The organism is Planococcus sp. A6, from assembly GCF_028823615.1.
Taxonomy (GTDB): domain Bacteria; phylum Bacillota; class Bacilli; order Bacillales_A; family Planococcaceae; genus Planococcus.
This window is the reverse complement of sequence record NZ_JAPEHT010000042.1, coordinates 1-25244: the sequence shown is the minus strand read 5'-3', so window position 1 is coordinate 25244 and position 25244 is coordinate 1. Positions and strand designations below refer to the sequence as shown.

Below are 25244 nucleotides of genomic sequence, written 5' to 3'. Positions count from 1 at the left end.
TTTTTTATGCCTTAAAACGGTCACTAAATGATGAAGATGTAAGCGCATTCCATCGTAACTTGGAGAAAATTGCTTTATAATGAAAAAAGAAGCCGGCTTTTGAAACCGCAGCTCGACTCATCCGTATACATAATTATCCTAAAGTTTTCATGAAGGAGAGGGGGAACTTGCCGTGCGGAGAAAACAAGCTTGGATCGGCTTTTTGTTCCTGGTGATGGCATTTGCTTTAGCGATTCCGGCCATTTCGGCGGATAACGGAAAAGTTTATGTCATTCCGATTGAAGCGGAAGTGGAGCGGGGATTGCAGTCGTTTCTGGAGCGTGGCATTGATGAAGCCGAAGAAGCCGGTGCGGAAGCCATTGTCTTTGAAATCGATACACCGGGCGGTTTTGTCAATGCAGCAGATGGCATTGCCCGCCTGTTGGATGAAGCCGAGCCTGAAACACTCGCTTTCATCAACCAGGATGCCCTCTCGGCTGGTGCTTTTCTGGCCTTGCATAATGATGAAATCTATATGCATCCGAATGGGCGGATGGGTGCGGCGCAAGTCATCGACCAGTCGGGCAACGCGGCTGCCGATAAGGCGAACTCAGCTTGGCTTGCTTCGATGAGAAGCGCTGCGGAATCGTCAGGCCGCAATCCACAATTTGCCTTGGCGATGGCGGATGCCAGTATCGACCTTCCGGAATACCGGGCTGCTGAAGGTGATTTATTGACACTCGGCGCCCAGGAAGCGCTCGACGTCGGTTATTCAGAAGGGACTGTTTCATCCCTTGATGAACTGCTAGAAATGAAAGGCCTCTCAGGCGCTGAGGTCATCCAAGTAGAAGAAAACTGGTCAGAGACGCTCGCACGTTTTCTGACGAGCCCGATTGTGGTACCGATTTTACTGTCGGTGGCAGGCCTCGGATTACTGCTTGAGCTGTTCACGCCTGGAGTCGGGATCCCTGGATTCTTCGGCTTGTTTTCGCTAATGCTGTTCTTCTACGGCCATTTAGTGGCGGGGCTTGCCGGGTATGAATCGATTTTACTGTTGGTCTTCGGTCTCGGTTTGATCCTGCTGGAATTTTTCGTTCCGGGCGGTATACTGGGGATTCTCGGGATACTGGCGGTCATCGGAAGTGTTCTATTAGCGGGTGAAGACGTCCAGTCAACAGCGGTCGCAATTTTGATTGCATTACTTGTAGCTTCAGCAGGGATGGTGATTTTAGTGAAATTTTTCGGGAAAAAGTTGAACATGTTCAAACGCATTATCTTGACCGATGCCACCGATACGGAACATGGCTATGTCTCAGCCGTCAACCGGCCGGAACTGATCGGCCAGATCGCTCGAACGACCAATGCCCTGAGGCCTTCTGGCACTATCCGGCTTGGTGACGAATACATCGATGCAGTATCCGAAGGCCGGTTTATCGACAGCAACAAAGATGTTAAAATTATCAAGGTAGAAGGGTCTCGCATCGTTGTGCGTGAACTCGAAAAACAAGAGGAGGAAGAATAAATGGGACTTGAAGCAATCGGCTTAGGCGCCGCGATAATTGGTATTATCGTTGTACTTGCCATCTTTTTCACATTCGTACCAGTCACATTATGGATCTCGGCTTTAGCTGCCGGCGTCCGCATCAGCATCTTCACATTGATCGGGATGAGATTGCGCCGGGTTATTCCATCGCGCATCGTCAACCCGCTGATCAAGGCTTCAAAAGCTGGTCTTTCTGTACAGATCAACCAATTGGAAAGCCATTACCTGGCTGGCGGTAACGTCGACCGTGTCGTTAACGCATTGATCGCAGCGCACCGTGCCAATATCGATTTGCCGTTCGAACGCGCAGCAGCAATCGATCTTGCCGGCCGTGACGTACTTGAAGCGGTTCAAATGTCGGTTAACCCGAAAGTTATTGAAACGCCATTCATTGCCGGTGTTGCAATGGACGGGATCGAAGTGAAAGCAAAAGCGCGGATTACCGTGCGCGCCAATATCGACCGCCTCGTCGGTGGTGCGGGTGAAGAAACAATCGTCGCCCGTGTTGGTGAAGGTATCGTTTCTACACTCGGTTCAAGCACGAACCATAAGAAAGTCCTGGAAAACCCGGACCTCATCTCCCAAACTGTACTAGGCAAAGGATTGGATTCCGGTACAGCTTTTGAAATCTTGTCCATTGATATCGCAGACGTGGATATCGGCAAAAACATCGGTGCCGAGCTTCAAACAGAGCAAGCAGATGCCGATAAGAAAATCGCACAGGCTAAAGCTGAAGAACGCCGTGCAATGGCTGTCGCTAGCGAGCAGGAAATGAAAGCGAAAGTCGTCCAGATGCGCGCGAAAGTTGTCGAAGCCGAAGCCGAAGTGCCGATGGCGATGTCAGAAGCCCTCCGTTCTGGAAACATCGGCGTGATGGATTATATCAATTACAAGAACGTCCAAGCTGATACAAGCATGCGTGAATCCATTTCGAAAAGCGGAACGGAAAAACAAGAGGACGAAAACTAAAAAATTCCGCCATAACTCAAGGGAGGTTTTGGAATGGAACCCCTCATCATGATGCTGATCATTGCGGCTGTCAGTGCATTGTTCAGTAAAAATAAAAAACCTGATGGCACAGAGCAGACCGCGCAGCAGCCGAAGCGTCAACAAGGGCCCGGCACACCTGCGCGGTCAGCGCAGCAGCGATCACAATCACCGCAACAACCGCAAAGAGGCGGACAGCGAAGCTTTAAGCGCATTGAAGATTACGCCAAGGAAATATACGGTGAATTTCAATCCCAGATGGAAAACGATCCAAAACGGGCAGAACAGGCGCGCCAAGTGAAGGAACAAGCGGAGCGAGCCAAATCCCGGGCTATGGAAGAAGTGGAAAAACGGACTCCGGCCCAGGTAAAGCAAGCGACTGAGCCGAAAAATCGCCCCGGAAGATTGAGCGCTCATCAAAAAGAGCCGTTGAAGCGGGCGATCACAAAAGAAAAAGAACGGGATCTATTGCCGTTGAATGAAGAAGATGTAAAAAAAGGCATCATCATGGCGGAGATTTTGCAGCCGCCCAAATCCAAGCGTCAAAAGCAAGGCCGGCATGTTTAATGCCGGTTTTTTTCTTTCTCTAAAACAATACATATTAATGTTATGTAAACTAAAGGTGCTTGAATTGATTTACATTTCCATATATAAAATGATAAAGTTGAAGAGAAGTAAAAACACGATCCAAGGAGCGTCTAAATGACAGAAAACAACCTACTCGAATTGCATGTGAAAGACCCGAACGAAGCAGTCCTGCTTCTCGGCACATCCGACAGCCATCTGTCGCTGATCGAAGAGAGTTTTGATATACACATCATCACGCGCGGCGAAGTGATCCGCCTCGAAGGGTCCGAAGAAGGCCGTCAAACGGGAAAACTGTTGCTCGAACAATTATTGAAAGTCATCCGTAAAGGGATCAATATCGACCAGCGCGATATCGTTTCGGCCATCGAAATGGCGAAAAACGGGACGATAGAATATTTTGCCGAACTTTACGATGAAGAAGTGGCGCGCAGTGCGACTGGGCGCTCAAAGCGACATGGTATTTGGAATCGGCCCGGCCGGAACCGGGAAAACCTATCTCGCTGTAGTATTGGCGGTACAAGCTTTGAAAAATGGCCATGTCAAAAAGATTGTCCTAACCCGTCCAGCGGTTGAAGCAGGAGAGAGTCTCGGTTTTTTACCCGGCGACTTGAAGGAAAAAGTCGATCCGTACCTGCGGCCTTTATATGACGCTTTGCATGATGTAATGGGACAGGAACAGACCAACCGCTTGATTGAACGTGGCACGATCGAAGTGGCACCGCTGGCATACATGCGCGGGCGTACACTTGAAGAAGCATTCATCATTCTGGATGAAGCCCAGAATACGACGAAAGCCCAAATGAAAATGTTTTTGACGCGCCTCGGCTTCAACTCAAAAATGATCGTCACCGGCGACAAAACACAGATTGACTTGCCTCGCGGGGCGGAGTCCGGATTGATCGCTGCAGAAAAGAATTTGCACGGCGTCAAAGGCATCGAATTTCAGTACCTCGAAAAAGGTGATGTCGTCCGGCATCCACTCGTCTCAAGGATCATCGAAGCTTACGAGAACCAGCCTAGCTAAGGCTGGTTCTTTTTTTGCCGAAATAGTTTGGGAAATACCCCTGTTTGTCTCTAGATTGAAGAAGCTCGTTAGCGCAGCAAGGTCCAAAGAATTGTTATTAATTTGTAAGGGGCGATGAAAAAAGCACGATGTATTGGTATGATGAAAGAAGAATAGTGAGGTGGTCAAATGGCGGGATGGATCAGGCGCATTTATTTGCGGTTCGGGGCTCCTGTAGTCTTGATCGGCATCAGTTTCATGACAGCGCTGCTCATGTTTGGATTCTTATACGATACGATGTCAACAGATACATATGAAGTGGAATTATTCCAATTGTCCGAGGAAACGATACGGGCAGCAAAGACCATTGAAGACCCGGTAAGGACTGAGCTTGAAAGCGAGCGGGCCGCAGCAGAAGTGCAGCCGAGTTACCGGTATATCGAAGAAATTGCCGACAATCAAGCGGCGGTCGTCGATTCGCTATTCGGCTATGTGCTTGAAGCAAAGCGCGCCACTGAAACAGATGGAGAGGATGAACCCGACCCTCTCAGTTCAGATGAAGCGTTAAGCAGCCTTCGCGAATCGATCCGCTTGCTTGAACAAAATGAAAACGGGCTTCGTTTGACGGATGACATGCTGTTATCACTGCTCGCTTTGGAAGAGGATGTGCTTATGCGCGTCGAACGCGAAGTGCGCAACCAAGTGTTGGCAGTTCTGCAGGATCCGCTCCGCGAAGCTGGGCTGACGCAAGCACGCAATTCGGCCGAACAGGAAATCCGCGGGGATGACCAGGTGCCTGCTTCTGCAATTCCGGCGGCAGCGGCCATTGCCAGGGCCAATATTGTCCCGAATGAACTCATCAATGAAGAATTGACGGAACAGCAGAAAGATCAAGCTCGGGCTAGCGTTGAACCGACACGCATCTTGCAGGGCCAAGTGCTCATCCAGGAAGGCCAATTGATTGATCGTGAAGTTTACCGGCAGCTTGAACTTGCGGGAATGACCGAGCAACAATCGAATTATCGTCCAGCTCTTGCCTTGAGTCTGTTTGTACTGATTGCAGCGGGCTTGTTGCTGCTGGTGTTGCAGAGTGCAAAAGTCGAAGGCGTTAAAAAAGCCATCCGGCTGACGATTGTTTTTGTCGTCTTCGCATTGTCTCTTGCTATTATGAAGCTGCTCGAGATCATCAGCGGCAATTTCGGGGTAGTCATTGACTTTATCTACCCGACAGCATTGGCTGGCATTTTGGTGCGTCTATTAATCGATGAACGCACAGCAGTCTATGTGACGATTTTGCTCAGTGCCAGTGCAGGAATGATGTTGCAAAGCGGCTATGCCGGCGTTTTTCAGATGGATTCTGCTTTGTATGTGTTGTTTGGCGGTTTGACGGGGATATACTTAATACGCAATGGGCATAGAAGCATTCGCATCCTGCCGATCAGCTTGGCAGTCGGCGGCGTCCATTTGCTGTATGTGGCATTTTACCTGCTCATGAACCAAAGCCAGTATACTGTGGAAGAAATTGCTTTTTACGTAGCAGCGGCGCTCGCAGCCGGTCTGTTGTCAGGGACGCTTGCGACCGGTTTATTACCGCTGTTTGAAGTGGCATTCGGCATTCTGTCAACGATGAAGCTGCTCGAGCTGTCGAACCCGAATCATCCGTTGCTCAAGAAGATTTTGACCGAGACGCCTGGCACTTACCATCATAGCGTCATGGTGGCAAATCTTTCGGATGCGGCGTGCGAGGCGATAGGGGCGAATGGCTTGCTTGCGCGAGTCGGCTGTTATTATCACGATATCGGCAAGACCATCAACCCTCAGTTTTTCATCGAAAATCAATCCCATGGCAACCCGCATGACCATCTTAGTCCGGAACAAAGCCGCGACATCATCCTTGCTCACGGAAAAGACGGGGCGGCAATTTTGCGCAAGCAGAAAATGCCGAAAGAATTGATCGATATCGCAGAGCAACATCATGGCACGACTTTATTGAAATTCTTCTATTATAAAGCAAAAGAGCAAAACGAAGAGCTTCCTGAGGAACAATACCGCTACACGGGGCCGAAACCGCAGAGCCGGGAAATTGCCATCATCATGGTCGCCGACAGCCTGGAAGCGGCGGTGCGGTCGATGCAATCACCGAGTACAGAAAAAATTCGCAAAATGGTTGATTCCATCACAGAAGATAAATTGAAAGATGGACAGTTTGACGAATGTGATATAACGTTAAAAGAACTGAAACGGGTCAAGAGCGTCATGTGCGAAACCTTGAACGGGATCTTCCATTCGAGGATCGCCTATCCCGATGATAAAAAATAATGTATTGGAGGAGGGAAAGCGATGCTGACGATCGATTTCATAGATGAAACGGAACAATTGGACGACAAGGCGCTGGCCTTTGTGAACAAGGTATTGGAGCATGCGGCACAGCATGAGGAAACAGGAGAAGCGGAAGTATCGGTTACATTCACGGACGATGAATCGATCCGTGTGATCAACCGGGATTACCGGGAAAAAGACCAGGCGACGGATGTCATCTCCTTTTCGATGGAAGAGCAAGGAGAAGATGAAGTGGCCATTATTGGTGAAACCGGCCCGCGCTTGCTCGGAGATATCATCATTTCGGTAGAGCGCACAAAAGTCCAGGCAGAGGAATACGGGCATAGCTTCGAACGCGAACTTGGCTTTTTGGCAGTGCACGGATTTCTGCATCTGCTCGGCTACGACCATATGAATGAACAAGATGAAAAGAAAATGTTTGGCAGACAGGAAGAAATTTTATCTTCACTTGGCGTTAAGCGTGATGCGCATGAAGCTGAGTAGGTTTCTCTCCTCATTCCGTTTTGCTGCGCAAGGGATTGGCACCTCCATAAAACGGGAACAGAATATGAAAGTGCATGCGCTCTCGGCAGTGATTGTCTTGATCGCCGCAATCTGGACTGGCCTCGACCGCACGGAGTGGATGCTGGTGATTGTATTGATCGGCGGCATGCTGGCGCTTGAACTGGTCAATTCCGCCTTGGAGCGGACCGTCGACCTTGTCACCGCAGAGCGGCATCCCTTGGCGAAGCAAGCGAAAGACATGGCGGCAGGAGCCGTTTTGGTATTTGCTGTGACAAGTGCTATAATCGGTTTGCTGATCTTTTTGCCTAAATGGTTTTAAACATCGTCCGGCAGCTCGATGCTGCTGTGATCATAGAAAAGTGAGTGATGAAAATGGACAAACAACAATTAATGGAGCAAGCAATCTCGGCGCGCGGCAATGCCTACGTGCCGTATTCGAAATTCCCGGTAGGGGCAGCGCTATTGTCTAAAGACGGTACAGTCTATACCGGATGCAATATCGAAAACGCCGGCTATTCCCTGACCAATTGCGCAGAACGCACCGCAGTATTCAAGGCGGTATCGGAAGGCGTCAAGCAGTTCGAGGCATTGGCAGTAGCTGCCGATACTAAGGGGCCGGTCGCGCCGTGCGGGGCATGCCGGCAAGTGCTGGTGGAATTTTGTGCGCCGGATATGCCGGTTTATTTAACGAATCTAGAAGGAGCGGTGTCTGAGACGACCATCGCAGAATTGCTTCCGGGCGCCTTCACAACGGGGGATTTAGACTATGCATCAAGGAAATAACGGATATAAATCAGGATTCATCTCCATCATCGGCCGCCCGAATGTCGGGAAATCGACGTTCTTGAACCGTGTGGTCGGGCAGAAAATCGCCATCATGAGCGATAAACCGCAGACGACGCGCAATAAAGTACAAGGAGTCGTAACGAACGAAAACAGCCAAATGGTCTTCATCGATACGCCGGGGATCAACGAGCCGAAGCATAAGCTTGGGGACTTCATGTTGAAAGTCGCAAAAAACACATTCCGTGAAGTGGACGTGCTGCTATTTGTCGTCAGTGCAGCGGACCGCATCGGTAAACAGGACCGTTACGTGCTCGACATGTTAAAAGGAATCGATGTGCCGGTATTTTTGGTGCTCAATAAAATCGACCAAGTGCATCCGGACAACCTGCCGAAAATCGTAGAATCCTACCGCAACGAATTCGATTTCGCTGAAGCGATTCCGATCTCCGCCTTGCAGGGCAATAATGTCGAGAATCTGCTCGCGAAAATCGAAGAGCGCTTGCCGGAAGGGCCGCAATACTATCCATCCGACCAAGTGACCGACCATCCGGAGCGTTTCATCATTTCAGAATTGATCCGCGAGAAAGCCTTGCATTTGACTCGCGAGGAAATCCCCCATTCAATTGCCGTTGTCATCGATAAAATTGCCAAGGATGAAGAAAACGAAAACATGATTCGCGTCCAGGCGACGATCATGGTCGAACGCGATTCCCAAAAAGGCATCGTCATCGGTAAAAAAGGCGTGCTTTTGAAAGAAATTGGCACGCGTGCGCGTAAAGATATCGAAAACTTGCTCGGCACGAAAGTATATTTGGAGCTTTGGGTCAAAGTCCAAAAAGATTGGCGCAATAAAGCAATGCATCTCCGTGATTTCGGTTTCAGAGACGACGAATACTAAGGAGCCTGGCTCATGCAGAACCAACTCGAAGCCATTGTTATCCGTACACGTCCCTATGGGGAAAATAATAAAATCGTCACTTTGTTCACAAAAGAAGCAGGGAAGATCACATGCATGGCGCGCGGGGCTAAAAAGCCCGCAAGCCGCCTGGCAGCTATCACGCAGCCGTTCACACATGGCGTTTTTTCGATCTATAAAGGCCGCGGCATGGGTACTTTGCAGGCAGGCGACCAATTGGAATCGCTGCGCTATATCCGCGAAGATATCATGGCCACTGCCTATGCGAGCTATGTCACAGAACTGATCGACCGCCTTACAGAGCAAGATGAGCCGCAGCCCGCCATCTACGATATGCTGTATCAGGCGCTGCATGCGATTGCGGACGGCTATGACCCGGAAGCGATCACATTGTTTGTCGAATGGAAAATGTTGCGCGTGGCGGGACTGACCCCGACTTTGCACGAATGCGCCAATTGCGGGGCGACGGAAGGGGAATTCGCATTCTCGTTCCAGGAACTCGGCTTTTTGTGCCACCGTTGCTTCCATCTCGACCGCTATATCATCCGCTTGAGCCCAGCGCTCGTGAAATTGATCCGCACGTTTTATTTCGTGCCGATCGAACGGGTCGGGGCATTGACCTTGAAAAAAGAGTCGAAAACCTTGCTCAAGCAAATTGTCCGGACCATTTACGAAGAACAGGCGGGCATCCGGCTGAAGTCGCGTTCGTTTCTCGAGCAGCTAACACATCCCTGAAGGCGACTAGCCTCGGGATGTCTTTTTTTTTTAGAATTGGATATGCTGTTCGATATACGCTTGAACGTCTTTGATCGGCATACGAACTTGTTCCATGGAATCACGGTGGCGCACGGTTACTTCACCGTCTTCGACCGAATCGAAATCATAAGTGATGCAGAACGGCGTACCGATTTCATCCTGGCGGCGGTAGCGTTTCCCGATGGACTGGGATTCGTCGTAATCTACCATGAAATGCTTCGCAAGGTCTGCGAATACTTCCGTCGCGCCTTCGGAAAGCTTTTTCGACAAAGGCAATACAGCAGCCTTGTATGGCGCAAGTGCCGGATGGAACTTCAGCACAGTGCGTGTATCATCATTGTCCAAGCTTTCTTCCTGGAATGCATCCACAAGGAAAGCGAGTGTCACGCGGTCAGCGCCGAGGGAAGGCTCGATGCAATACGGTACAAAGCGTTCGTTGGTCTGCGGGTCGATGTAATTGAAATCTTCGCCGGAATATTCCATGTGGCGTTTCAAATCGAAATCGGTGCGGTCAGCGATGCCCCATAGTTCGCCCCACCCGAATGGGAATTTGTATTCGATGTCGACAGTGGCGTTCGAGTAATGGGACAACTCATCGGCGTCGTGCTCACGCAAGCGCATATTGTCTTCGCCCATGTTCAGCTCAAGCAGCCAGTTTTTGCAGAAGTCGCGCCAATACGCATACCATTCAAGGTCTTCGCCTGGTTTGCAGAAGAATTCCAGCTCCATTTGCTCGAATTCACGCGTGCGGAACGTGAAGTTCCCCGGTGTGATTTCGTTGCGGAAGCTCTTGCCGATCTGTGCAATCCCGAACGGCATTTTCTTGCGCATCGAGCGCTGGACGTTTTTATAGTTGACGAAGATTCCTTGTGCCGTCTCTGGGCGCAAATACACTTCGTTGGTCGATGATTCAGTGACGCCTTGGAATGTCTTGAACATCAAGTTGAACTGGCGGATCTCGGTGAAATCAGCTTTGCCGCAAGTCGGGCACGTGATTTCATGTTCGTCGATCAATTCTTTCATACGCTCGAACGACAGGCCGTCGACGATCAGTTCGATGCCTTTTTCATCCAATGCGTTTTCGATCAGCTTATCGGCACGGTGACGTGATTTACAGGCTTTGCAATCGATCATCGGGTCGTTGAAGTTGCCGAGGTGGCCGGATGCTTCCCATGTTTTCGGGTTCATCAGGATGGCAGCATCCAATCCGACGTTGTGGACGGATTCCTGGACGAATTTCTTCCACCATGCTTTTTTGATATTGTTTTTCAGTTCGACGCCGAGTGGGCCATAATCCCACGTATTGGCGAGCCCGCCGTAAATCTCAGAGCCCGGGAAGACGAATCCCCGGTGTTTGGCTAATGATACTACTTTTTCCATTGACATCTTCATTACCTCCATAAAATAAAAAAATCGCACACGCCACGGACAAATGTCCGAGGACGAGTACGTTACCCGCGGTTCCACCTCGATTGGCTGAAAGTCCAGCCCGCTCGCATTACCTATGGCTCCGGATTGCCGTTTCCCGCTTTGCAGGCTTTCACCATCCCTGCTCGCTTCACACGCGGTACTTATCGATCCATCGTTGCCAATATTTGATTCCCGATTATTGTATCATGGCAATCTTTTCTTCGCAATATGGCATGTAATAGTATATAATAATTGGTATTGAGTATAACATATTTGAATTTGAGGCGGTGAGTCCAATCGAACTCAATAAGCGGCAAGAGGAAATTTTACAGATCGTCAAAGGCAATGGCCCGATTACAGGCGAGCAGATCGCAGACCGTCTGAATTTGACGCGCGCCACGCTTCGGCCCGATTTGGCTATTTTGACGATGGCAGGCTTTTTAGATGCCAGGCCGCGTGTCGGTTATTTTTATTCGGGCAAGAAACCGGGCCAGGATATTACCGATACGATGAACAATATGAAAGTGAAGGATTTTCAGTCGATCCCTGTCGTAGTCAGGGATGATGTCAGCGTATACGATGCCATCAGCCAGATGTTTCTGGATGACGTCGGGACGCTTTTTGTTGTGGACAAAAAATCCTGCCTCGCAGGTGTCCTGTCGCGCAAAGATCTATTGCGCACCAGCCTCGGCAATCAGGATTTGAATGCAATTCCTGTACATATCATCATGACGCGCATGCCGAACATCACCTATTGTTTGCGCAATGATTCACTCATACAGGCTGCAAACCGGCTGATCAACCAGCAAATCGACGCATTGCCGGTCGTCGAAGAACAACCGGAAGGATATAAGGTCGTCGGCAGGTTGACAAAGACCAATATTACGCGGGCATTTTTATCCCTTTCGGAAAACCACGAACTGTGAGGTGCAGAATATGAGTTTATTGCGTGTTTTTATACTCTCCGATTCGGTAGGCGAAACTGGAGAGCTTGTCGCAAAAGCGGCCATCAGCCAATACTTGAATACAGAACAAAATGCCGTTTTGAAGCGGTTCCCGTATATCGATTCCATCGAACACTTGCAGGAGATCATCAAACTGGCGGAAGGGCAGCGGGCAGTGATCGTCTATACGCTCGTCTCGAAGGAGCTACGCCATTTTGTCGAACGCGAAACGGCGCGGCATGGCATCAAAGCGATCGATTTGATGGGCCCATTGCTCGATGCTTTGGAAGAGGAGCTGCATTCGGCACCGATCGGCGAAGCCGGGCTGGTGCGCAAGCTCGACGATGATTATTTCAAGAAAGTCGAAGCGATCGAATTTGCGGTCAAATACGACGATGGGCGCGACCCGCGCGGCATCTTGCTTGCGGATATCGTCTTGGTGGGGGTGTCGAGAACATCGAAAACCCCATTATCGCAGTATTTGGCCCATAAACGGCTGAAAGTGGCCAATGTGCCGCTCGTCCCTGAAGTGGATCCGCCGGATGAACTGTTCGATGTGGATCCGAAAAAATGCTTCGGCTTGGTCATTTCACCAGAGAAGCTGAACAATATACGCAAAGAGCGTTTGATTGCGCTCGGATTGAACGACGATGCCAATTATGCGAAATTGGACCGCATCCATGAAGAAATCGTCCATTTCCGCAAAGTGGTCGACCGCATCGGCTGTGAGACGCTAGACGTCACCAACCGCGCCGTTGAAGAAACAGCGAATTTAATTCTCGGCAAACTCCAGAAACAATAAGAGGATTCCGCCTATCAGGGCGGTTTTTCTTATGCTTGTATAATAGAATGACCGTTTTTCTACGCCTTTCTATGGATTTTTACAAAAAAACGTTTTATAATGAAGAATTGTGGCTAAAGCTTAATAACAACATGATGAGCTTTCCCATCTTTTTGTCGAAATTTGAAGGATTTTAATGGATTTCAACGAATAAAGTAAAGTAAGCAAATGAAGATGGTGATAAGGTGTCCAATCGAATTCCTGAAGAAGTGATCGAAGAAATCCGTTCCAAAGCGGATATTGTGGACGTCGTGGGCGAATATGTCCAATTGACGAAAAGAGGCCGCAATTGGTTTGGCCTCTGTCCTTTCCACGGGGAAAGCACACCGTCCTTTTCAGTGACGGCCGATAAGCAGATTTTCCATTGCTTCGGCTGCGGGGCTGGCGGCAACGCCATCACGTTCTTGATGGATATCGAAAACATCAGTTTCCAGGAAGCGTTGGTCAAACTCGGCGAGCGCTCTGGAATCGAAATTGATGTCCAGCCAGGAGAAGGCAAAGGGGCAGCTCAGGCAAGAAATGACGACCCGCTCATTTTGATGCATGAATTCGCTGCAGATATGTACCATCACATTTTGCTGAATACAGAAGAAGGGCAAGCAGCTCTTGACTATTTGGAGAATCGGGGATTCACCCAGGAGATCATCGAAAAATACCGGATCGGCTGGGCGCTTCCTGAATGGAACTATATGGAAGTCGCATTGCGCAGAAAAGGGTACGACGATGAACAATTGGAAGCGAGCGGGCTGGCCATCAAGCGTGAGAAATCCGATGGCTGGTTCGATCGTTTCCGTGGCAGGATCATGTTTCCGATCATGAACGAAAACGGCAAGGCCATTGCGTTTTCGGGAAGGGTGCTTGAGCAGTCGAAGCAGGAAGCGAAATACATGAACAGCCCAGAATCACCGATTTTCCAAAAAAGCCAAGTTCTCTATAATGTCCATCTGGCTCGCGGCGTTATCCGGAAAAACCGGAAAATCGTCCTGTTCGAAGGATTTATGGATGTCATTGCTGCAGGAAAAGCTGGCATCGACAATGCGCTTGCAACGATGGGGACTTCGCTGACATCGCAGCATATCCGCCAAATGAAGCGTTTTGCGCAGGAAGTGGTCGTTTGCTTTGACGGTGATGATGCCGGATGGGAAGCGGCCAAACGAGCGGCGGTGCCGCTTGAGGAAGCGAATTTCAAAGTCGGGATTGCGGTGCTGCCGAATGGCATGGACCCCGATGACTATGTCCGCCAAAACGGCGCCGATGCTTTTCGGGAGAACGTCATCGAAAAGCCGCAAACCTTTATCGCTTTTGCGATGATGCATGCGCGCCGCCATAAGAACTTTCAATATGAAAACGATCTCCTTCAATATATCCAAGAGGTGCTCCAGCTATTGGCCGGTAAATCCTCACCTGTTGAAAGGGATTTGTATATTAAGCAGCTGTCGGCCGAAACAAAGCTTTCAGAAGAAGCCATATTGCAGCAGTACAGGCGCTTAGAAACACGCAGCATCGAACGCAGCCGGCCAAAAGCCGCTGAATCGGTCCAGGCAGCCCCCAAAAGGGAGGAAAAGAAAATCACGTCGCTGCACCGCGCAGAACGTTTGCTGTTCGCACACGCTCTCGCAGACCCGGCCGTGATGGACAAGCTGGCCCGTGAAGTGGAAACCATTCCGTTCATCAGTGAAGAATATCAAGCACTTTATGTCCAGCTGCTCGGTTTTTACGAGGAATGGGAAAAAGCGGATTTCCATAAGTTCTTGGAAACCCTAACGGATCAGGAACTCCGGAAGTTAGTGATGGAGACGGCCTTGGCCGAGAGAGATCCCGAACACCCGGAAGAAGAGATTGAAGATTGCCTGAAGCACTTGAACAAGCACCGTATCGAGCAACAAATCAATTTAAAAATCCAGCAATCAAAAGAAGCGGAAAAACAGCATGATTTGAAGCGCGCTTTGCTTCTAGCACAAGAAGTGATTGCTTTACGGAAATCATTGTAGATTATTCCGGTTTTTTCTAAAGGAGGAAGTTGTATGGCTGAGAAATCTGAACGCCAAACAGAAGTCGTAACAAACAGCATCCCGTTGCCTGCTGAAGGCCCGGAAGCAAGTGTAGAAGACGCGAAAAAGCAATTGATCGAACAAGGGAAAAAAACCGGAGAATTGAACTACGAACAGATTGCCGATAAATTGGCTATTTTTGAAATGGAATCGGACCAAGTAGAGGAATTCATTGATCAATTGGAAGGGCATGGCATCGAACTTGAACGCAAGAGCGATGATGAAGAACATTTGGACCGTCTCATGAAACCGACCGAAGAGAAGTTCGACTTGAATGACTTGAGTGTACCGCCAGGCGTCAAGATCAACGACCCGGTCCGCATGTACTTGAAAGAGATTGGGCGCGTCGACCTATTGAAGGCCGAGGAAGAAGTACGTCTTGCAAAACTCATCGAACAAGGCGACGAGGAAGCGAAAAAACGCCTTGCGGAAGCCAACTTGCGTCTCGTCGTCTCAATCGCGAAACGCTATGTAGGCCGTGGCATGCTGTTCCTGGACTTAATCCAGGAAGGGAATATGGGGCTTATCAAAGCGGTCGAGAAATTCGACTACTCGAAGGGCTTCAAATTCAGTACCTACGCCACGTGGTGGATCCGCCAAGCCATTACGCGCGCCATCGCCGACCAGGCGCGGACGATCCGCATCCCGGTCCATATGGTCGAAACGATCAACAAATTGATCCGCGTACAGCGCCAGCTATTGCAAGACCTTGGCCGCGAGCCTTCTCCGGAAGAAATCGGCGAAGAGATGGACCTGTTGCCTGAAAAAGTGCGCGAGATCTTGAAGATTGCCCAAGAGCCGGTATCTCTTGAAACACCGATCGGTGAAGAAGACGATTCGCATTTGGGAGATTTCATCGAAGATTCCGATGCACAGTCGCCATCTGATCATGCAGCTTATGAATTGCTGAAAGAACAGTTAGAAGATGTGCTCGACACATTGACCGACCGAGAAGAAAATGTCTTGCGCCTGCGTTTCGGCTTGGATGATGGCCGCACGCGGACGCTCGAAGAAGTCGGCAAAGTATTCGGCGTGACGCGTGAGCGCATTCGCCAAATCGAAGCAAAAGCTCTCCGCAAACTGCGCCATCCATCGCGCAGCAAGCGCTTGAAAGATTTCTTGGAGTAAAGTAAATGAATCCTTCTGGGCTAAAAGCCTGGAAGGATTTTTTTTGCGTTCAAGGGCAATGCCGAGGCGGTGCAGCCGTCTAAGGAAAAGGCGAGCTTTCCGTCTGTATAACAACATATTGGAATAACTTTTCGTTATGCCTTGCTTGTGTCGGAATTTTAGCTATATAATGAATATTGTAAGCGTATTCATAGCAAAGGGGATGTAAGATATGAATTTCGATTTGACACAAGAACAGCAAATGATCAAGAAGACGATGCGAGAATTCGCCGATAAAGTGGTGGCACCAGGTGCCGTCGACCGAGACCGCACGAAAGAATTTCCGAAAGAGGCTTTCAAGCAGCTGTCCGACATGGGGATGATGGGATTGCCGTTTGATGAAGCTTATGGCGGGGCCGGTGCGGATACGACGAGTTTTGCGATCGTCACAGAAGAATTGAGCCGCGTCTGTGCTTCAACAGGCATCACATATTCTGCCCATATTTCGCTTGGCGGTGCTCCGCTCAGCTTGTTTGGGACAGAAGAGCAGAAACAGAAGTATTTGACGCCGATTTGTTCGGGTGAATCGTTCGGGGCGTTTGGGCTGACGGAGCCGAATGCCGGTTCGGATGCCGGAGGAACGGAAACCCGCGCAGTGGAAGACGGGGACGACTGGGTCATCAATGGATCGAAAGTATATATCACCAACGCAAGCCACGCGAAGCATTTGGCGATTACCGCCATCACCGGCATGAATGACGGCAAAAAAGAAATCAGCGCCATCATCGTGCCGACCGATGCAGAAGGCTTCACCATCATCGATAATTACGAAAAAATGGGCTTGAATGCATCGAACACGACTGAATTGGTACTGGAAAATGTCCGCGTACCGAAAGAGAATTTGCTCGGCAAACGTGGCGAGGGCTTCAAGCAATTTTTAGTGACGCTTGATGGCGGGCGCATCGGCATTGCGGCGATGGCCGTCGGGATCGCGCAAGGCGCGTTCAATAAAGCCCTCGCTTACGCGAAAGAACGTAAGCAATTCGGTAAAACATTGTCGGAATTCCAAGTGACGCAGTTCAAACTCGCGGATATGGCGATGAAGATTGAGCTTGCGCGCAATATGGTCTATAAAGCGGCATGGCTGAAAGACCAGGGGCGCCCGTTCACGAAAGAAGCGTCCATGGCCAAATTGTATGCTTCCGAGATGGCGATGGAAGTGGCGGATGAAGCCATCCAGATCCATGGCGGCTATGGCTATATGAAGGAATATGAAGTGGAGCGTTATATGCGCGACGCTAAGCTCTTGGAGATCGGCGAAGGGACATCCGAGGTGCAGCGCATGGTCATCTCAAGGCTGGTCGGCTGCTGAGTGAGTTACGAGAAAACTGTGTCATCTTAACTGCTTGTTGAGTGCCGTCAACAGAATCCTTCGAATTTACCGATTTTGTCACAATACGGCAAATATTATTCGATATGGCTTTTCGTTTACTGGATAATACAGTACAATAATGAGTGATACTTATACTATCATCAAGCAGAACACAGTAGAAGGAGGGTTACGGATGCAAAAGAATGCAATTGTACCTTATATCTTAATCATGGCTTTCGGTATTGGCCTGATTTTCTTCCTGTCATTGGAAGGAGTCGGCAACGAAGCTGAAATTGCTGAAGAACATGCAGCAGAAGAAGGCGGCGGCGAAGCGGCTGAAGGCGAAGGCGGAGAAGAAGCGGCAAGCGGCGATTTCGATCCAGCAGCTACAGCGGAAGCAAGCTGTGTTTCCTGCCACGGTTCAAGCTATGAAGGCGGAGTTGGTCCATCATTGGTAGCTACAGAACTTGGCCAAGACGAAATTGAAGAAATTTTGATCAACGGTAAAGGCACAATGCCTCCAGGACTTGTTCCTGAAGAGAACGTAGCAGCAATGGCTGAGTGGGTACTTTCACTCGAATAGCATCAAAAACCCTTAGTTCTTCTGGAGCTAAGGGTTTTTTGTCAATTAGGAGGAACGTTATGAATGCGCAGCAATTATCAGTTCGATTAATGAAAGTGGCAGAATATGTGCAAGCAGGAGCGGTCGTAGCAGATATCGGCTCAGATCATGCCTATTTGCCATGCCATCTTCTACATAATGGCATTGCCAGCCGTGCGGTTGCCGGAGAAATCGTTAAAGGCCCTTATGAATCGGCGAAAAAGCAAGTACGCGCGGAAGGGCTGGAAGGCAAAATCACCGTCCGGCTCGCCCCTGGTCTCGAAGCGATCGAGCCATCAGACGGGATTACGGCGGTAACCATTGCCGGAATGGGCGGCACGCTGATCGCTTCCATCTTGGAAGAAGGAAAAGGGCGGCTTGAAGGGGTGAAGCGATTGATCCTGCAGCCGAATGTCCACGCCCAGGCGATACGGCAATGGGCAGTCCAAAACGGCTGGCAAATTATCGCTGAAGAGATCTTGAAAGAAAAAGACAAGATTTATGAGATCCTCGTCCTGGAGCCGACTGCTGAAGAAGTGAAGTTGGATGCGAAAGAGTTGCTATTCGGCCCGGAACTATTAAAACAGCAAACCGAAATTTTCAAGGAAAAGTGGCAGCGCGAGGCAGCGCAATGGAGAGCAATCGCCGAACGTTTGGAGAACACACAGCAAACCGAAGACATTCGTACGAAAAGAGAGCAATTGCTCGAAAAAATCGCATTGATGGAAGAGGTGTTTGCGGATGAAAATTCCTAACGGGCAACAGATCATCGAACAGTTCGAGAAATGGTCGCCGAAATATTTGGCGATGGAGGGAGATCCAATCGGTCTGCACGTCGGTACCTTGAATAAAAAAATCGAACGCGTACTGGTGACGCTGGACGTCGATGATGCGGTAGTAGAAGAGGCGATCGAAAAAGGCGCTGGGCTTATCATTGCGCACCATCCGCCGATTTTCCGTCCTTTGAAACATCTCCAGACGGATTTTCCTCAAGGCCAATTGATGGAAAAATTGATCAAAAATGATATTGCAGTATATGCTGCGCACACCAATCTCGATGTTGCGTGGGGCGGCGTCAATGACCTGTTGGCAGATGCGCTCGAATTGAGCGACACAGAAGTATTGGTGAAAACTTACGAAGCAGAGCTCGTGAAGATTGCGGTATTCGTACCTGAAAGCCATGAAGACCAAGTACGGAAAGCTTTTGGCGATGCCGGTGCCGGAGCAATTGGCGATTATGAGTATTGCAGCTATACCTTGTCCGGCACAGGACGCTTCCGACCCAACGCTTCAGCCGATCCGTATATCGGGGAGTCGGGAAAAATGGAAGAAACAGCGGAATCGAAAATTGAAGTTGTTGTCAGGAAAGCCGAAAAAGATCGAGTGATCCGCGCAATGATGGCAGCTCATCCTTATGAGGAGCCGGCATATGACGTGTTCACGTTAGAAAACAAGGAACTGCCAATGGGGCTTGGCCGCATCGGACGCTTGAAAGAAGAGATGAACTTGGATGCGTTTGCGGAGCACGTGAAAAAGAATTTGGATGTGCCGTTTGTCCGTGTTGTCGGCGCTGGCAATGAAACCATCAAAAAAGTGGCAGTACTCGGCGGCGATGGCAACAAATACATCCAGCAGGCAAAACGTGCCGGAGCGGATGTCTACATAACGGGTGATCTTTATTTCCACGTTGCACAAGATGCACAGGCAATCGGCTTGCCGGTGATTGACCCTGGACACCATGTCGAGAAAGTGATGATTCAGGGAGTCGTAGACCATATGACGGAAAAAGGCGCTAACTGGCAATGTGAATTCCTGCTGTCTGAAGTAAATACAGAGCCGTTTCGCTTAAAGTAAATATGTAAAAAAGAGGCCCCATTCAGGGCCTCTTTTTTAGGTTTTATTCATTTACCGGATACGGTTCGATGCGATCCGATGGTTTCGGATGTTTGATCTTCGGCAAGATTTTATTGAGTGGGACGGAACGCTCGAGTGTGTGCGTTTCCGGATCTTCCGGATCGTATTGATCCAAGAACTTCATGACTTCTTTGACGATCGGTGTAGGCGTGGAGGCGCCAGCGGTCAAGGCGACCGTTTCGATGCCTTCAAGCCATTCCAATTTCAATTCAGACAAATCAGAGATGCGGTAAGCCGGCGTGCCGGCGATATCTTGTGACACTTGCGCCAGGCGGTTAGAGTTATTGCTCATCGGGTCACCGATGACCAATAGCAAATCGGTATCCCCGGCTTGTTCCGCGACGGCTTCCTGGCGAACTTGTGTAGCCAGGCAGATCTCTTTATGCACTTCCGCCTGCGGGAAACGTTCTTTTAACCGTTCCATCAAATGGACGACATCCCATTGGCTCATCGTCGTTTGGTTGGTAATGATGATTTTATCTTCATTGAGTTCAAGGGCATTGACATCTTCGAGCTTTTCAACCAAATGAACTAGGTCCGGAGCAACGCCGATTGCGCCTTCCGGTTCCGGATGGCCGCTTTTTCCGATATAGATGATATGGTAGCCTTCTGCCGTTTTCTCGCGGATCAAGTCATGTGTCACAGTAACATCAGGGCACGTGGCGTCAATCGAAACGAGTCCTTTTCTTCTGGCCAGTTCGCGCACTTGTGGCGAGACGCCGTGTGCAGTGAAAATGACGGTGCCAGTTTCAACCTTCTCTAAGATTTCCAGGCGGTTGGTGCCATCAAGGGTGATGATGCCGTCTTGCTCAAATGCATCCGTCACGTGTTTGTTGTGGACAATCATGCCCAGTATATAAATCGGGCGCGGCAAGGTTTCATCCATGGCTGCATTTTTCGCGATGACCATGGCATCCACAACCCCGTAGCAATAGCCTCTTGGCGATATCTTTTTTACTTTCATTATCAAACCGCACTCCTTTCAACATCATGATTTCATTATAACGGAGACGCCGCTTCTTTACAAAAGATGCATCGCTCAGGAGAGCCATTTTATGCTATAATAGCTAGAGCTTAAGGAGGGAACTATATCCCATGACAAAATTCAATGAATACCGTCTCAAGCCATTTTTGCTTGAAGCGGTCGAAAAACTCGGTTTCACAGAACCGACAGCTATCCAAAAGGAAATGATTCCGCAAATCATGAGTGGAAACAGTGCCATTGGCCAGTCCCATACAGGTACAGGCAAGACCCATAGCTTTATCATCCCGATCGTCGAACGCATAGATGTGTCGAAACAGGAAGTGCAAGCGGTGATCGCAGCGCCGACACGTGAACTCGGAACGCAGATCTTTAACGAAATCCAGAAACTGATCGGCGATTCCGGCATCGAAGTGAAATCGTTCATCGGCGGAACGGATAAACAGCGTTCAATCAATAAATTGAAAACGCAGCCGCATATCGTTATCGGCACACCAGGCCGTTTGAAAGACCTCGTCAACGAAAATGCGTTGCTCGTCCATACCGCGAAGATCCTAGTCGTCGATGAAGCCGACCTAGCATTCGACATGGGCTTTATCGAAGAGATCGACCAAGTCGCAGGGAAAATGCGTGACGACCTGGAAATGTACGTATTCTCCGCCACAATTCCTGAGAAACTCAAGCCGTTCCTGAAGAAATACATGGCCAACCCAGCGCATATCAAAATCGGCGACAAACGCCCTGCTGCTGAAGGATTGGACTTTTACCTGGTACCGGTGCGCAGTAAAAAGAAAGTTGAACGCTTGCAAGAAGTGATGCAAATCATCAATCCGTATCTTGCGATCATCTTTGTCAATACACGCACGAATGCCGATTACATCGCTGAAGAATTGTCGAAAAAAAGAATCCGCGTAGGGAAGATCCACGGAGATTTGGCACCGCGCGAGCGCGTCAAAATGATGAAGCAAGTACGCGACCTGGAGTATCAATACATCGTAGCGACAGACCTTGCCGCACGCGGAATCGATATCCAAGGCGTCAGCCACGTCATCAACTATGAATTGCCGGAAGACCTGGAATTCTTCATCCACCGTGTCGGGCGGACAGCGCGTGCTGGCCTTAAAGGCGTCGCGATTACTTTGTTCAGCCCGGAAGACGAGGATGCCATTGTCCGCGTCGAGAAGATGGGGATCCCGTTCCAGCAAAAAGACATCGTCAAAGGCGAATTTGTGGACATGAAAGAGCGCCACGGCCGTAAAAAACGTGTGCGCACGGAGAACGAGGCCGATACCAAGGCAAAATCGATGGTTCACAAACCGAAAAGTGTCAAACCGATGTACAAGAAGAAAATGAAATGGAAAATGGACGAAATCAAAAAAGCGGAACGACGCAAAAACCGCAAAAAGTAAGGGGGTTTGTAAATGCTATTAGGATCGCATGTCTCGATGAGCGGCAAGAAAATGCTTCTCGGCGCGAGTGAGGAAGCCGCTTCCTACGGCTCTACGACTTTTATGATCTATACGGGTGCACCGCAAAACACGCGCCGCAAACCGATCGAAGAACTGAACATCGAAGCGGGACGGGCGCATATGGCAGAGCATGGCCTGTCGAATATCATCGTCCACGCACCCTATATCATCAATATCGCCAACACGACCAAACCGGCAACATTCGAACTCGGTGTTGAGTTTTTGCAATCGGAAATCGAACGCACGGCGGCACTAGGGGCGGAACAAATCGTCTTGCATCCCGGTGCACATGTCGGCGCGGGAGTGGAAGCCGGCACACAAAAAATCATCGAAGGCTTGAATGAAGTGCTGACGCAGGATTTCCCGGTCAATATCGCTCTTGAGACGATGGCCGGAAAAGGCAGTGAAATCGGTCGTAATTTCGAGGAACTGGCAGCCATCATCAATGGCGTGACACATAACGAACGTTTGTCGGTCTGCTTCGATACATGCCACGTCCACGATGCAGGCTATAACATCAAAGAAGATTTCGACGGGATGTTGGCGGAATTTGACCGCATCATCGGAATTGACCGCCTGCAGGTGCTGCACATCAACGACAGCAAAAACGTGCGCGGAGCAGGGAAAGACCGCCATGAAAACATCGGCTTTGGGGAAATCGGCTTTGATGCACTCAATTCAATCGTCCACCATAAACAATTGATGCATGTACCGAAAATACTCGAGACTCCGTATGTCGGTTTGGATGCGAAAAAGAAAAAAGCGCCATATGCATATGAGATCGAGATGTTCAAAAACGGCAGCTTTGCGCCTGATGACATCGAGAAGATGAAATTGCCGATCGAATCGCAATAAATAAGGGAGGAGGCTGTTCCGAAAAGTCATGAAACATGGCATTTCAAACAGCCTCTTTTTATTTGAAGTTAAAGGCATCCCAAATCGAAAAAGAGCTGCGCAAGATAATGCAATGTGGCCTTTACGATTTGCAGTTTGCTGCTCGACTTCCAAAAACGTTATTTTAAAGGCCAAACGGTTTACAGGAAGACACAACTGCTCTATACTTTTTATAGTAAATCGTAATCATTCTTATTGGAAAAGGGGCGTCCCTATGGCAGCGCCATTAATCAACATTAAAGAAGTCAGCTATGAATATGAACAAACGAAAGCATTGGACCACATTTCGATGACAGTGGAGGAAGGTGATTTCCTGGCGATACTCGGCCCGAACGGATCGGGGAAATCGACTTTATTGAAAATCATGCTCGGACTCATTCGGCCTTCTGAAGGCAGCGTGGAATTGTTCGGCATTGATTCGAAACAGTTTAAACACCGCGAATGGATCGGCTATGTGTCGCAAAAGTCGAATTCGTTCAACTCGGCGTTCCCGGCAACTGTCCAGGAAGTGGTGGCAGGGGGGCTAGCGAAAAAAGCCGGGCTGTTCCATAAATTGCCGAAAAATACAGCCCAACAAGTCGAGGAAGCGCTCGATGCAGTGGGCATGAAATCCTGTAAAAGCCGCAGCATCAGCGAACTTTCCGGCGGCCAACAGCAGCGCGTCTTTATCGCACGGGCGCTTGTCGCCAAGCCGAAAGTGCTGATACTTGATGAGCCGACTGTGGGCATCGATGTCCAGAACGTCCAGGCGTTCTATGATATGCTCGCTGCACTCAACCGGGAGCGCAATATTACGCTGGTGCTCGTGACGCATGACGTCGATACGGTGACCGACCGCATCTCGCACGTTGCCTGCTTGAACCAGACCATCCATTTCCACGGCTTTAAAGACCAATTGCATATGATGAGCGATGAGAAGCGCGAAGCGTGGTATGGTCATTCCGTCCGGAAAATCCATCATACGGAAGGAAGCCATACGCATGCTTGACGCCATCCTGTCCTATGAATTTCTGCAAAACGCATTCGCATCCGGCTTGATCATCGGTGTCATTGCACCGCTTCTCGGTGTCTTCATCGTCGTCCGGCGGCTGTCGCTGATTGCAGATGCCTTGAGCCATGTGACGCTTGCCGGCATTGCCGGAAGCCTTTATCTAAGCCAAAGTGTCGGCGCGCTTGCGCTATTGAATCCGTTGTACCTCGGCATCGCGTCGTCAGTAATGGGCTCGATGCTCATCGAGCGGCTGCGCAGCGTCTATAAGCATTACGAAGAACTGGCCATCCCGATCATCCTTTCTGCAGGCATCGGCTTCGGCGCCATTTTCATTTCCCTGGCGGAAGGGTTTTCGAGCGATTTGTTCGGTTACCTCTTTGGCACCGTATCAGCTGTCAGTCGCCAGGATTTGTTTATCGTCGCAGGGATCGCCGTGATCGTGTTGGCGTTTATCCGCATCTTCTTCAAGGAATTGTTTGTCCTGTCTTTTGATGATGAATACGCACGGGCATCCGGCCTTCCTGCAAAATGGATCCACTTTCTATTTATGATTGTCACGGCTTTGGTCATTGCCGGTTCGATGCGCATCGTCGGCATCCTGCTCGTGTCATCACTGATGACCATTCCGGTAGCGACAGCCATGCGCGTCGCCAAAAGCTTCAAGCAAACCATCTGGCTATCGATCTTATTTGGCGAAATATCGGTCCTGACCGGGCTAGTCGCCGCGTTTTATTTTGATTTGGCGCCAGGCGGCACGATTGTCGTCACATCAATTGCCATTTTACTGGTCATTCTGGCTTATCGAAAAATCTCGTTATCTAAGAAAAGGGGGGCAGCCGCATGAATTTAACGAAAGCGTGGGGCATCCTGAAAGAAAACGGTTTTAAAGAAACAACAAAACGCAATCAGATTCTGGAAATCTTCGAAGGGGACGAACGCTATCTGACCGCACGTGATATTTTGGATGTCATGCAAAAAGACTACCCAAGCATGAGCTACGATACCGTTTACCGCAACTTGGCGACGTTTGTGTCGCTCGATATTTTGGAGGCGACCGAGTTGTCCGGTGAAAAGCATTTTCGCATGCATTGCGAAAGCGACCATCACCACCATCATTTCATCTGCATGGATTGCGGCAAGATCAAGGAAATTCCGCTTTGCCCGATGGACTTATTGGGTGCGGCGTTGCCGGCCTATGAAATCGACAACCATAAATTCGAAATCTACGGGAAATGCCCGGACTGTAAATAAACGCTAGTAATGAAA

General features: G+C 49.6%; 24 protein-coding genes and 1 pseudogene. 23 read left to right on the top strand and 2 right to left on the bottom strand.

The annotated features are described in order from the left end of the window. Window positions 1-214: 214 nt before the first annotated feature. The 10 genes and pseudogenes from ON064_RS08190 to recO all read left to right on the top strand — a co-directional run bounded on the left by ON064_RS08190 (window position 215) and on the right by recO (window position 9381). On the top strand, window positions 215-1501 hold the full coding sequence (locus tag ON064_RS08190) for an NfeD family protein (RefSeq protein WP_274624374.1): 1287 nt from the start codon (window positions 215-217) through the stop codon (window positions 1499-1501). After that, window positions 1502-2491, top strand: coding sequence for a flotillin-like protein FloA (gene floA / locus ON064_RS08185; RefSeq protein ID WP_058380934.1), 990 nt, complete (start codon window positions 1502-1504; stop codon window positions 2489-2491). It abuts the gene before it with no gap. Window positions 2492-2524: 33 nt separating this feature from the next. After that, a complete protein-coding gene (locus ON064_RS08180; RefSeq protein WP_274624373.1) occupies window positions 2525-3076 on the top strand; it encodes a hypothetical protein in 552 nt (183 codons plus the stop codon). A gap of 135 nt (window positions 3077-3211) precedes the next feature. Next, window positions 3212-4121 (top strand): annotated as a pseudogene (locus tag ON064_RS08175) (PhoH family protein). Between the two features lie 168 nt (window positions 4122-4289). After that, window positions 4290-6419, top strand: a complete 2130-nt coding sequence (locus ON064_RS08170; protein ID WP_274624372.1) for an HD family phosphohydrolase — start codon at window positions 4290-4292, stop codon at window positions 6417-6419. 21 nt (window positions 6420-6440) lie between these two features. Continuing rightward, complete coding sequence (ybeY, locus tag ON064_RS08165; RefSeq protein WP_274624371.1) at window positions 6441-6923, top strand: rRNA maturation RNase YbeY; 483 nt, start codon at window positions 6441-6443, stop codon at window positions 6921-6923. After that, entirely contained in the window at window positions 6910-7263 is a 354-nt protein-coding gene (locus tag ON064_RS08160; protein WP_121300288.1) for a diacylglycerol kinase family protein, read from the top strand. The genes ybeY and ON064_RS08160 overlap by 14 nt, the downstream gene beginning before the upstream one ends. A gap of 53 nt (window positions 7264-7316) precedes the next feature. Further along, window positions 7317-7727, top strand: coding sequence for a cytidine deaminase (locus ON064_RS08155; RefSeq protein ID WP_058383646.1), 411 nt, complete (start codon window positions 7317-7319; stop codon window positions 7725-7727). Beyond that, a complete protein-coding gene (era, locus tag ON064_RS08150) occupies window positions 7711-8628 on the top strand; it encodes a GTPase Era (RefSeq protein ID WP_058380929.1) in 918 nt (305 codons plus the stop codon). The genes ON064_RS08155 and era overlap by 17 nt, the downstream gene beginning before the upstream one ends. Window positions 8629-8640: 12 nt before the next feature. Beyond that, the gene (recO, locus tag ON064_RS08145) at window positions 8641-9381 is read left to right on the top strand and encodes a DNA repair protein RecO (RefSeq protein ID WP_274624370.1); all 741 of its coding nucleotides are present in this window, start codon (window positions 8641-8643) and stop codon (window positions 9379-9381) included. A gap of 30 nt (window positions 9382-9411) precedes the next feature. Here recO and ON064_RS08140 read toward each other — a convergent pair whose 3' ends face one another. Next, entirely contained in the window at window positions 9412-10788 is a 1377-nt protein-coding gene (locus ON064_RS08140; protein ID WP_274624369.1) for a glycine--tRNA ligase, read from the bottom strand. 311 nt (window positions 10789-11099) lie between these two features. Between ON064_RS08140 and ccpN the strand changes: the two genes are divergently transcribed. The 8 genes from ccpN (at window position 11100) to ON064_RS08100 (ending at window position 19582) form a co-directional block, all read left to right on the top strand. Continuing rightward, window positions 11100-11738 carry a transcriptional regulator CcpN gene (ccpN, locus tag ON064_RS08135; protein WP_058380926.1) on the top strand — a complete coding sequence of 213 codons (639 nt, stop codon included), beginning with the start codon at window positions 11100-11102 and terminating at the stop codon, window positions 11736-11738. A 10-nt stretch (window positions 11739-11748) separates the two neighbouring features. Beyond that, window positions 11749-12558 (top strand): pyruvate, water dikinase regulatory protein, encoded by an 810-nt coding sequence (locus ON064_RS08130; protein ID WP_121300015.1) that lies wholly within the window; start codon window positions 11749-11751, stop codon window positions 12556-12558. A 224-nt stretch (window positions 12559-12782) separates the two neighbouring features. After that, a complete protein-coding gene (gene dnaG / locus ON064_RS08125) occupies window positions 12783-14588 on the top strand; it encodes a DNA primase (RefSeq protein ID WP_274624368.1) in 1806 nt (601 codons plus the stop codon). 33 nt (window positions 14589-14621) lie between these two features. Then, a complete protein-coding gene (rpoD, locus tag ON064_RS08120; protein WP_058380923.1) occupies window positions 14622-15776 on the top strand; it encodes an RNA polymerase sigma factor RpoD in 1155 nt (384 codons plus the stop codon). Window positions 15777-15987: 211 nt separating this feature from the next. Then, the gene (locus tag ON064_RS08115) at window positions 15988-17127 is read left to right on the top strand and encodes an acyl-CoA dehydrogenase (RefSeq protein ID WP_274624367.1); all 1140 of its coding nucleotides are present in this window, start codon (window positions 15988-15990) and stop codon (window positions 17125-17127) included. Between the two features lie 193 nt (window positions 17128-17320). Next, complete coding sequence (gene cccA / locus ON064_RS08110; protein ID WP_121300009.1) at window positions 17321-17710, top strand: cytochrome c550; 390 nt, start codon at window positions 17321-17323, stop codon at window positions 17708-17710. A gap of 59 nt (window positions 17711-17769) precedes the next feature. Continuing rightward, window positions 17770-18483, top strand: a complete 714-nt coding sequence (locus tag ON064_RS08105) for a tRNA (adenine(22)-N(1))-methyltransferase (protein ID WP_274624366.1) — start codon at window positions 17770-17772, stop codon at window positions 18481-18483. Then, window positions 18470-19582, top strand: coding sequence for a Nif3-like dinuclear metal center hexameric protein (locus ON064_RS08100; RefSeq protein WP_274624365.1), 1113 nt, complete (start codon window positions 18470-18472; stop codon window positions 19580-19582). The genes ON064_RS08105 and ON064_RS08100 overlap by 14 nt, the downstream gene beginning before the upstream one ends. A gap of 43 nt (window positions 19583-19625) precedes the next feature. On the opposite strand, the gene ON064_RS08095 is transcribed toward ON064_RS08100, so the two are convergent. Next, on the bottom strand, window positions 19626-20606 hold the full coding sequence (locus ON064_RS08095; protein WP_058380918.1) for a 4-hydroxy-3-methylbut-2-enyl diphosphate reductase: 981 nt from the start codon (window positions 20604-20606) through the stop codon (window positions 19626-19628). Window positions 20607-20737: 131 nt separating this feature from the next. Between ON064_RS08095 and ON064_RS08090 the strand changes: the two genes are divergently transcribed. From ON064_RS08090 to ON064_RS08070, 5 genes are all read left to right on the top strand, one after another. Beyond that, window positions 20738-22033: a DEAD/DEAH box helicase gene (locus tag ON064_RS08090; protein ID WP_274624364.1), complete on the top strand. Its 1296-nt coding sequence runs from the start codon at window positions 20738-20740 to the stop codon at window positions 22031-22033. Between the two features lie 12 nt (window positions 22034-22045). Next, window positions 22046-22948: a deoxyribonuclease IV gene (locus ON064_RS08085; RefSeq protein ID WP_274624363.1), complete on the top strand. Its 903-nt coding sequence runs from the start codon at window positions 22046-22048 to the stop codon at window positions 22946-22948. Between the two features lie 253 nt (window positions 22949-23201). Then, window positions 23202-23975: a metal ABC transporter ATP-binding protein gene (locus tag ON064_RS08080; protein ID WP_274624362.1), complete on the top strand. Its 774-nt coding sequence runs from the start codon at window positions 23202-23204 to the stop codon at window positions 23973-23975. After that, a complete protein-coding gene (locus tag ON064_RS08075; protein ID WP_058380914.1) occupies window positions 23968-24822 on the top strand; it encodes a metal ABC transporter permease in 855 nt (284 codons plus the stop codon). Before ON064_RS08080 ends, ON064_RS08075 begins: the two co-directional genes overlap by 8 nt. Continuing rightward, the gene (locus ON064_RS08070; RefSeq protein ID WP_121299997.1) at window positions 24819-25229 is read left to right on the top strand and encodes a Fur family transcriptional regulator; all 411 of its coding nucleotides are present in this window, start codon (window positions 24819-24821) and stop codon (window positions 25227-25229) included. Before ON064_RS08075 ends, ON064_RS08070 begins: the two co-directional genes overlap by 4 nt. Window positions 25230-25244 lie beyond the last annotated feature (15 nt).

Coding starts and splice junctions, on each gene's coding strand:
- ON064_RS08190 (WP_274624374.1), top strand. CDS start 215: ATGGCATTTGCTTTAGCGATTCCGGCCATTTCGGCGGATAACGGAAAA.
- floA (WP_058380934.1), top strand. CDS start 1,502: ATGGGACTTGAAGCAATCGGCTTAGGCGCCGCGATAATTGGTATTATC.
- ON064_RS08180 (WP_274624373.1), top strand. CDS start 2,525: ATGGAACCCCTCATCATGATGCTGATCATTGCGGCTGTCAGTGCATTG.
- ON064_RS08170 (WP_274624372.1), top strand. CDS start 4,290: ATGGCGGGATGGATCAGGCGCATTTATTTGCGGTTCGGGGCTCCTGTA.
- ybeY (WP_274624371.1), top strand. CDS start 6,441: ATGCTGACGATCGATTTCATAGATGAAACGGAACAATTGGACGACAAG.
- ON064_RS08160 (WP_121300288.1), top strand. CDS start 6,910: ATGAAGCTGAGTAGGTTTCTCTCCTCATTCCGTTTTGCTGCGCAAGGG.
- ON064_RS08155 (WP_058383646.1), top strand. CDS start 7,317: ATGGACAAACAACAATTAATGGAGCAAGCAATCTCGGCGCGCGGCAAT.
- era (WP_058380929.1), top strand. CDS start 7,711: ATGCATCAAGGAAATAACGGATATAAATCAGGATTCATCTCCATCATC.
- recO (WP_274624370.1), top strand. CDS start 8,641: ATGCAGAACCAACTCGAAGCCATTGTTATCCGTACACGTCCCTATGGG.
- ON064_RS08140 (WP_274624369.1), bottom strand. CDS start 10,788: ATGTCAATGGAAAAAGTAGTATCATTAGCCAAACACCGGGGATTCGTC.
- ON064_RS08130 (WP_121300015.1), top strand. CDS start 11,749: ATGAGTTTATTGCGTGTTTTTATACTCTCCGATTCGGTAGGCGAAACT.
- rpoD (WP_058380923.1), top strand. CDS start 14,622: ATGGCTGAGAAATCTGAACGCCAAACAGAAGTCGTAACAAACAGCATC.
- ON064_RS08115 (WP_274624367.1), top strand. CDS start 15,988: ATGAATTTCGATTTGACACAAGAACAGCAAATGATCAAGAAGACGATG.
- cccA (WP_121300009.1), top strand. CDS start 17,321: ATGCAAAAGAATGCAATTGTACCTTATATCTTAATCATGGCTTTCGGT.
- ON064_RS08105 (WP_274624366.1), top strand. CDS start 17,770: ATGAATGCGCAGCAATTATCAGTTCGATTAATGAAAGTGGCAGAATAT.
- ON064_RS08100 (WP_274624365.1), top strand. CDS start 18,470: ATGAAAATTCCTAACGGGCAACAGATCATCGAACAGTTCGAGAAATGG.
- ON064_RS08095 (WP_058380918.1), bottom strand. CDS start 20,606: ATGAAAGTAAAAAAGATATCGCCAAGAGGCTATTGCTACGGGGTTGTG.
- ON064_RS08090 (WP_274624364.1), top strand. CDS start 20,738: ATGACAAAATTCAATGAATACCGTCTCAAGCCATTTTTGCTTGAAGCG.
- ON064_RS08085 (WP_274624363.1), top strand. CDS start 22,046: ATGCTATTAGGATCGCATGTCTCGATGAGCGGCAAGAAAATGCTTCTC.
- ON064_RS08080 (WP_274624362.1), top strand. CDS start 23,202: ATGGCAGCGCCATTAATCAACATTAAAGAAGTCAGCTATGAATATGAA.
- ON064_RS08075 (WP_058380914.1), top strand. CDS start 23,968: ATGCTTGACGCCATCCTGTCCTATGAATTTCTGCAAAACGCATTCGCA.
- ON064_RS08070 (WP_121299997.1), top strand. CDS start 24,819: ATGAATTTAACGAAAGCGTGGGGCATCCTGAAAGAAAACGGTTTTAAA.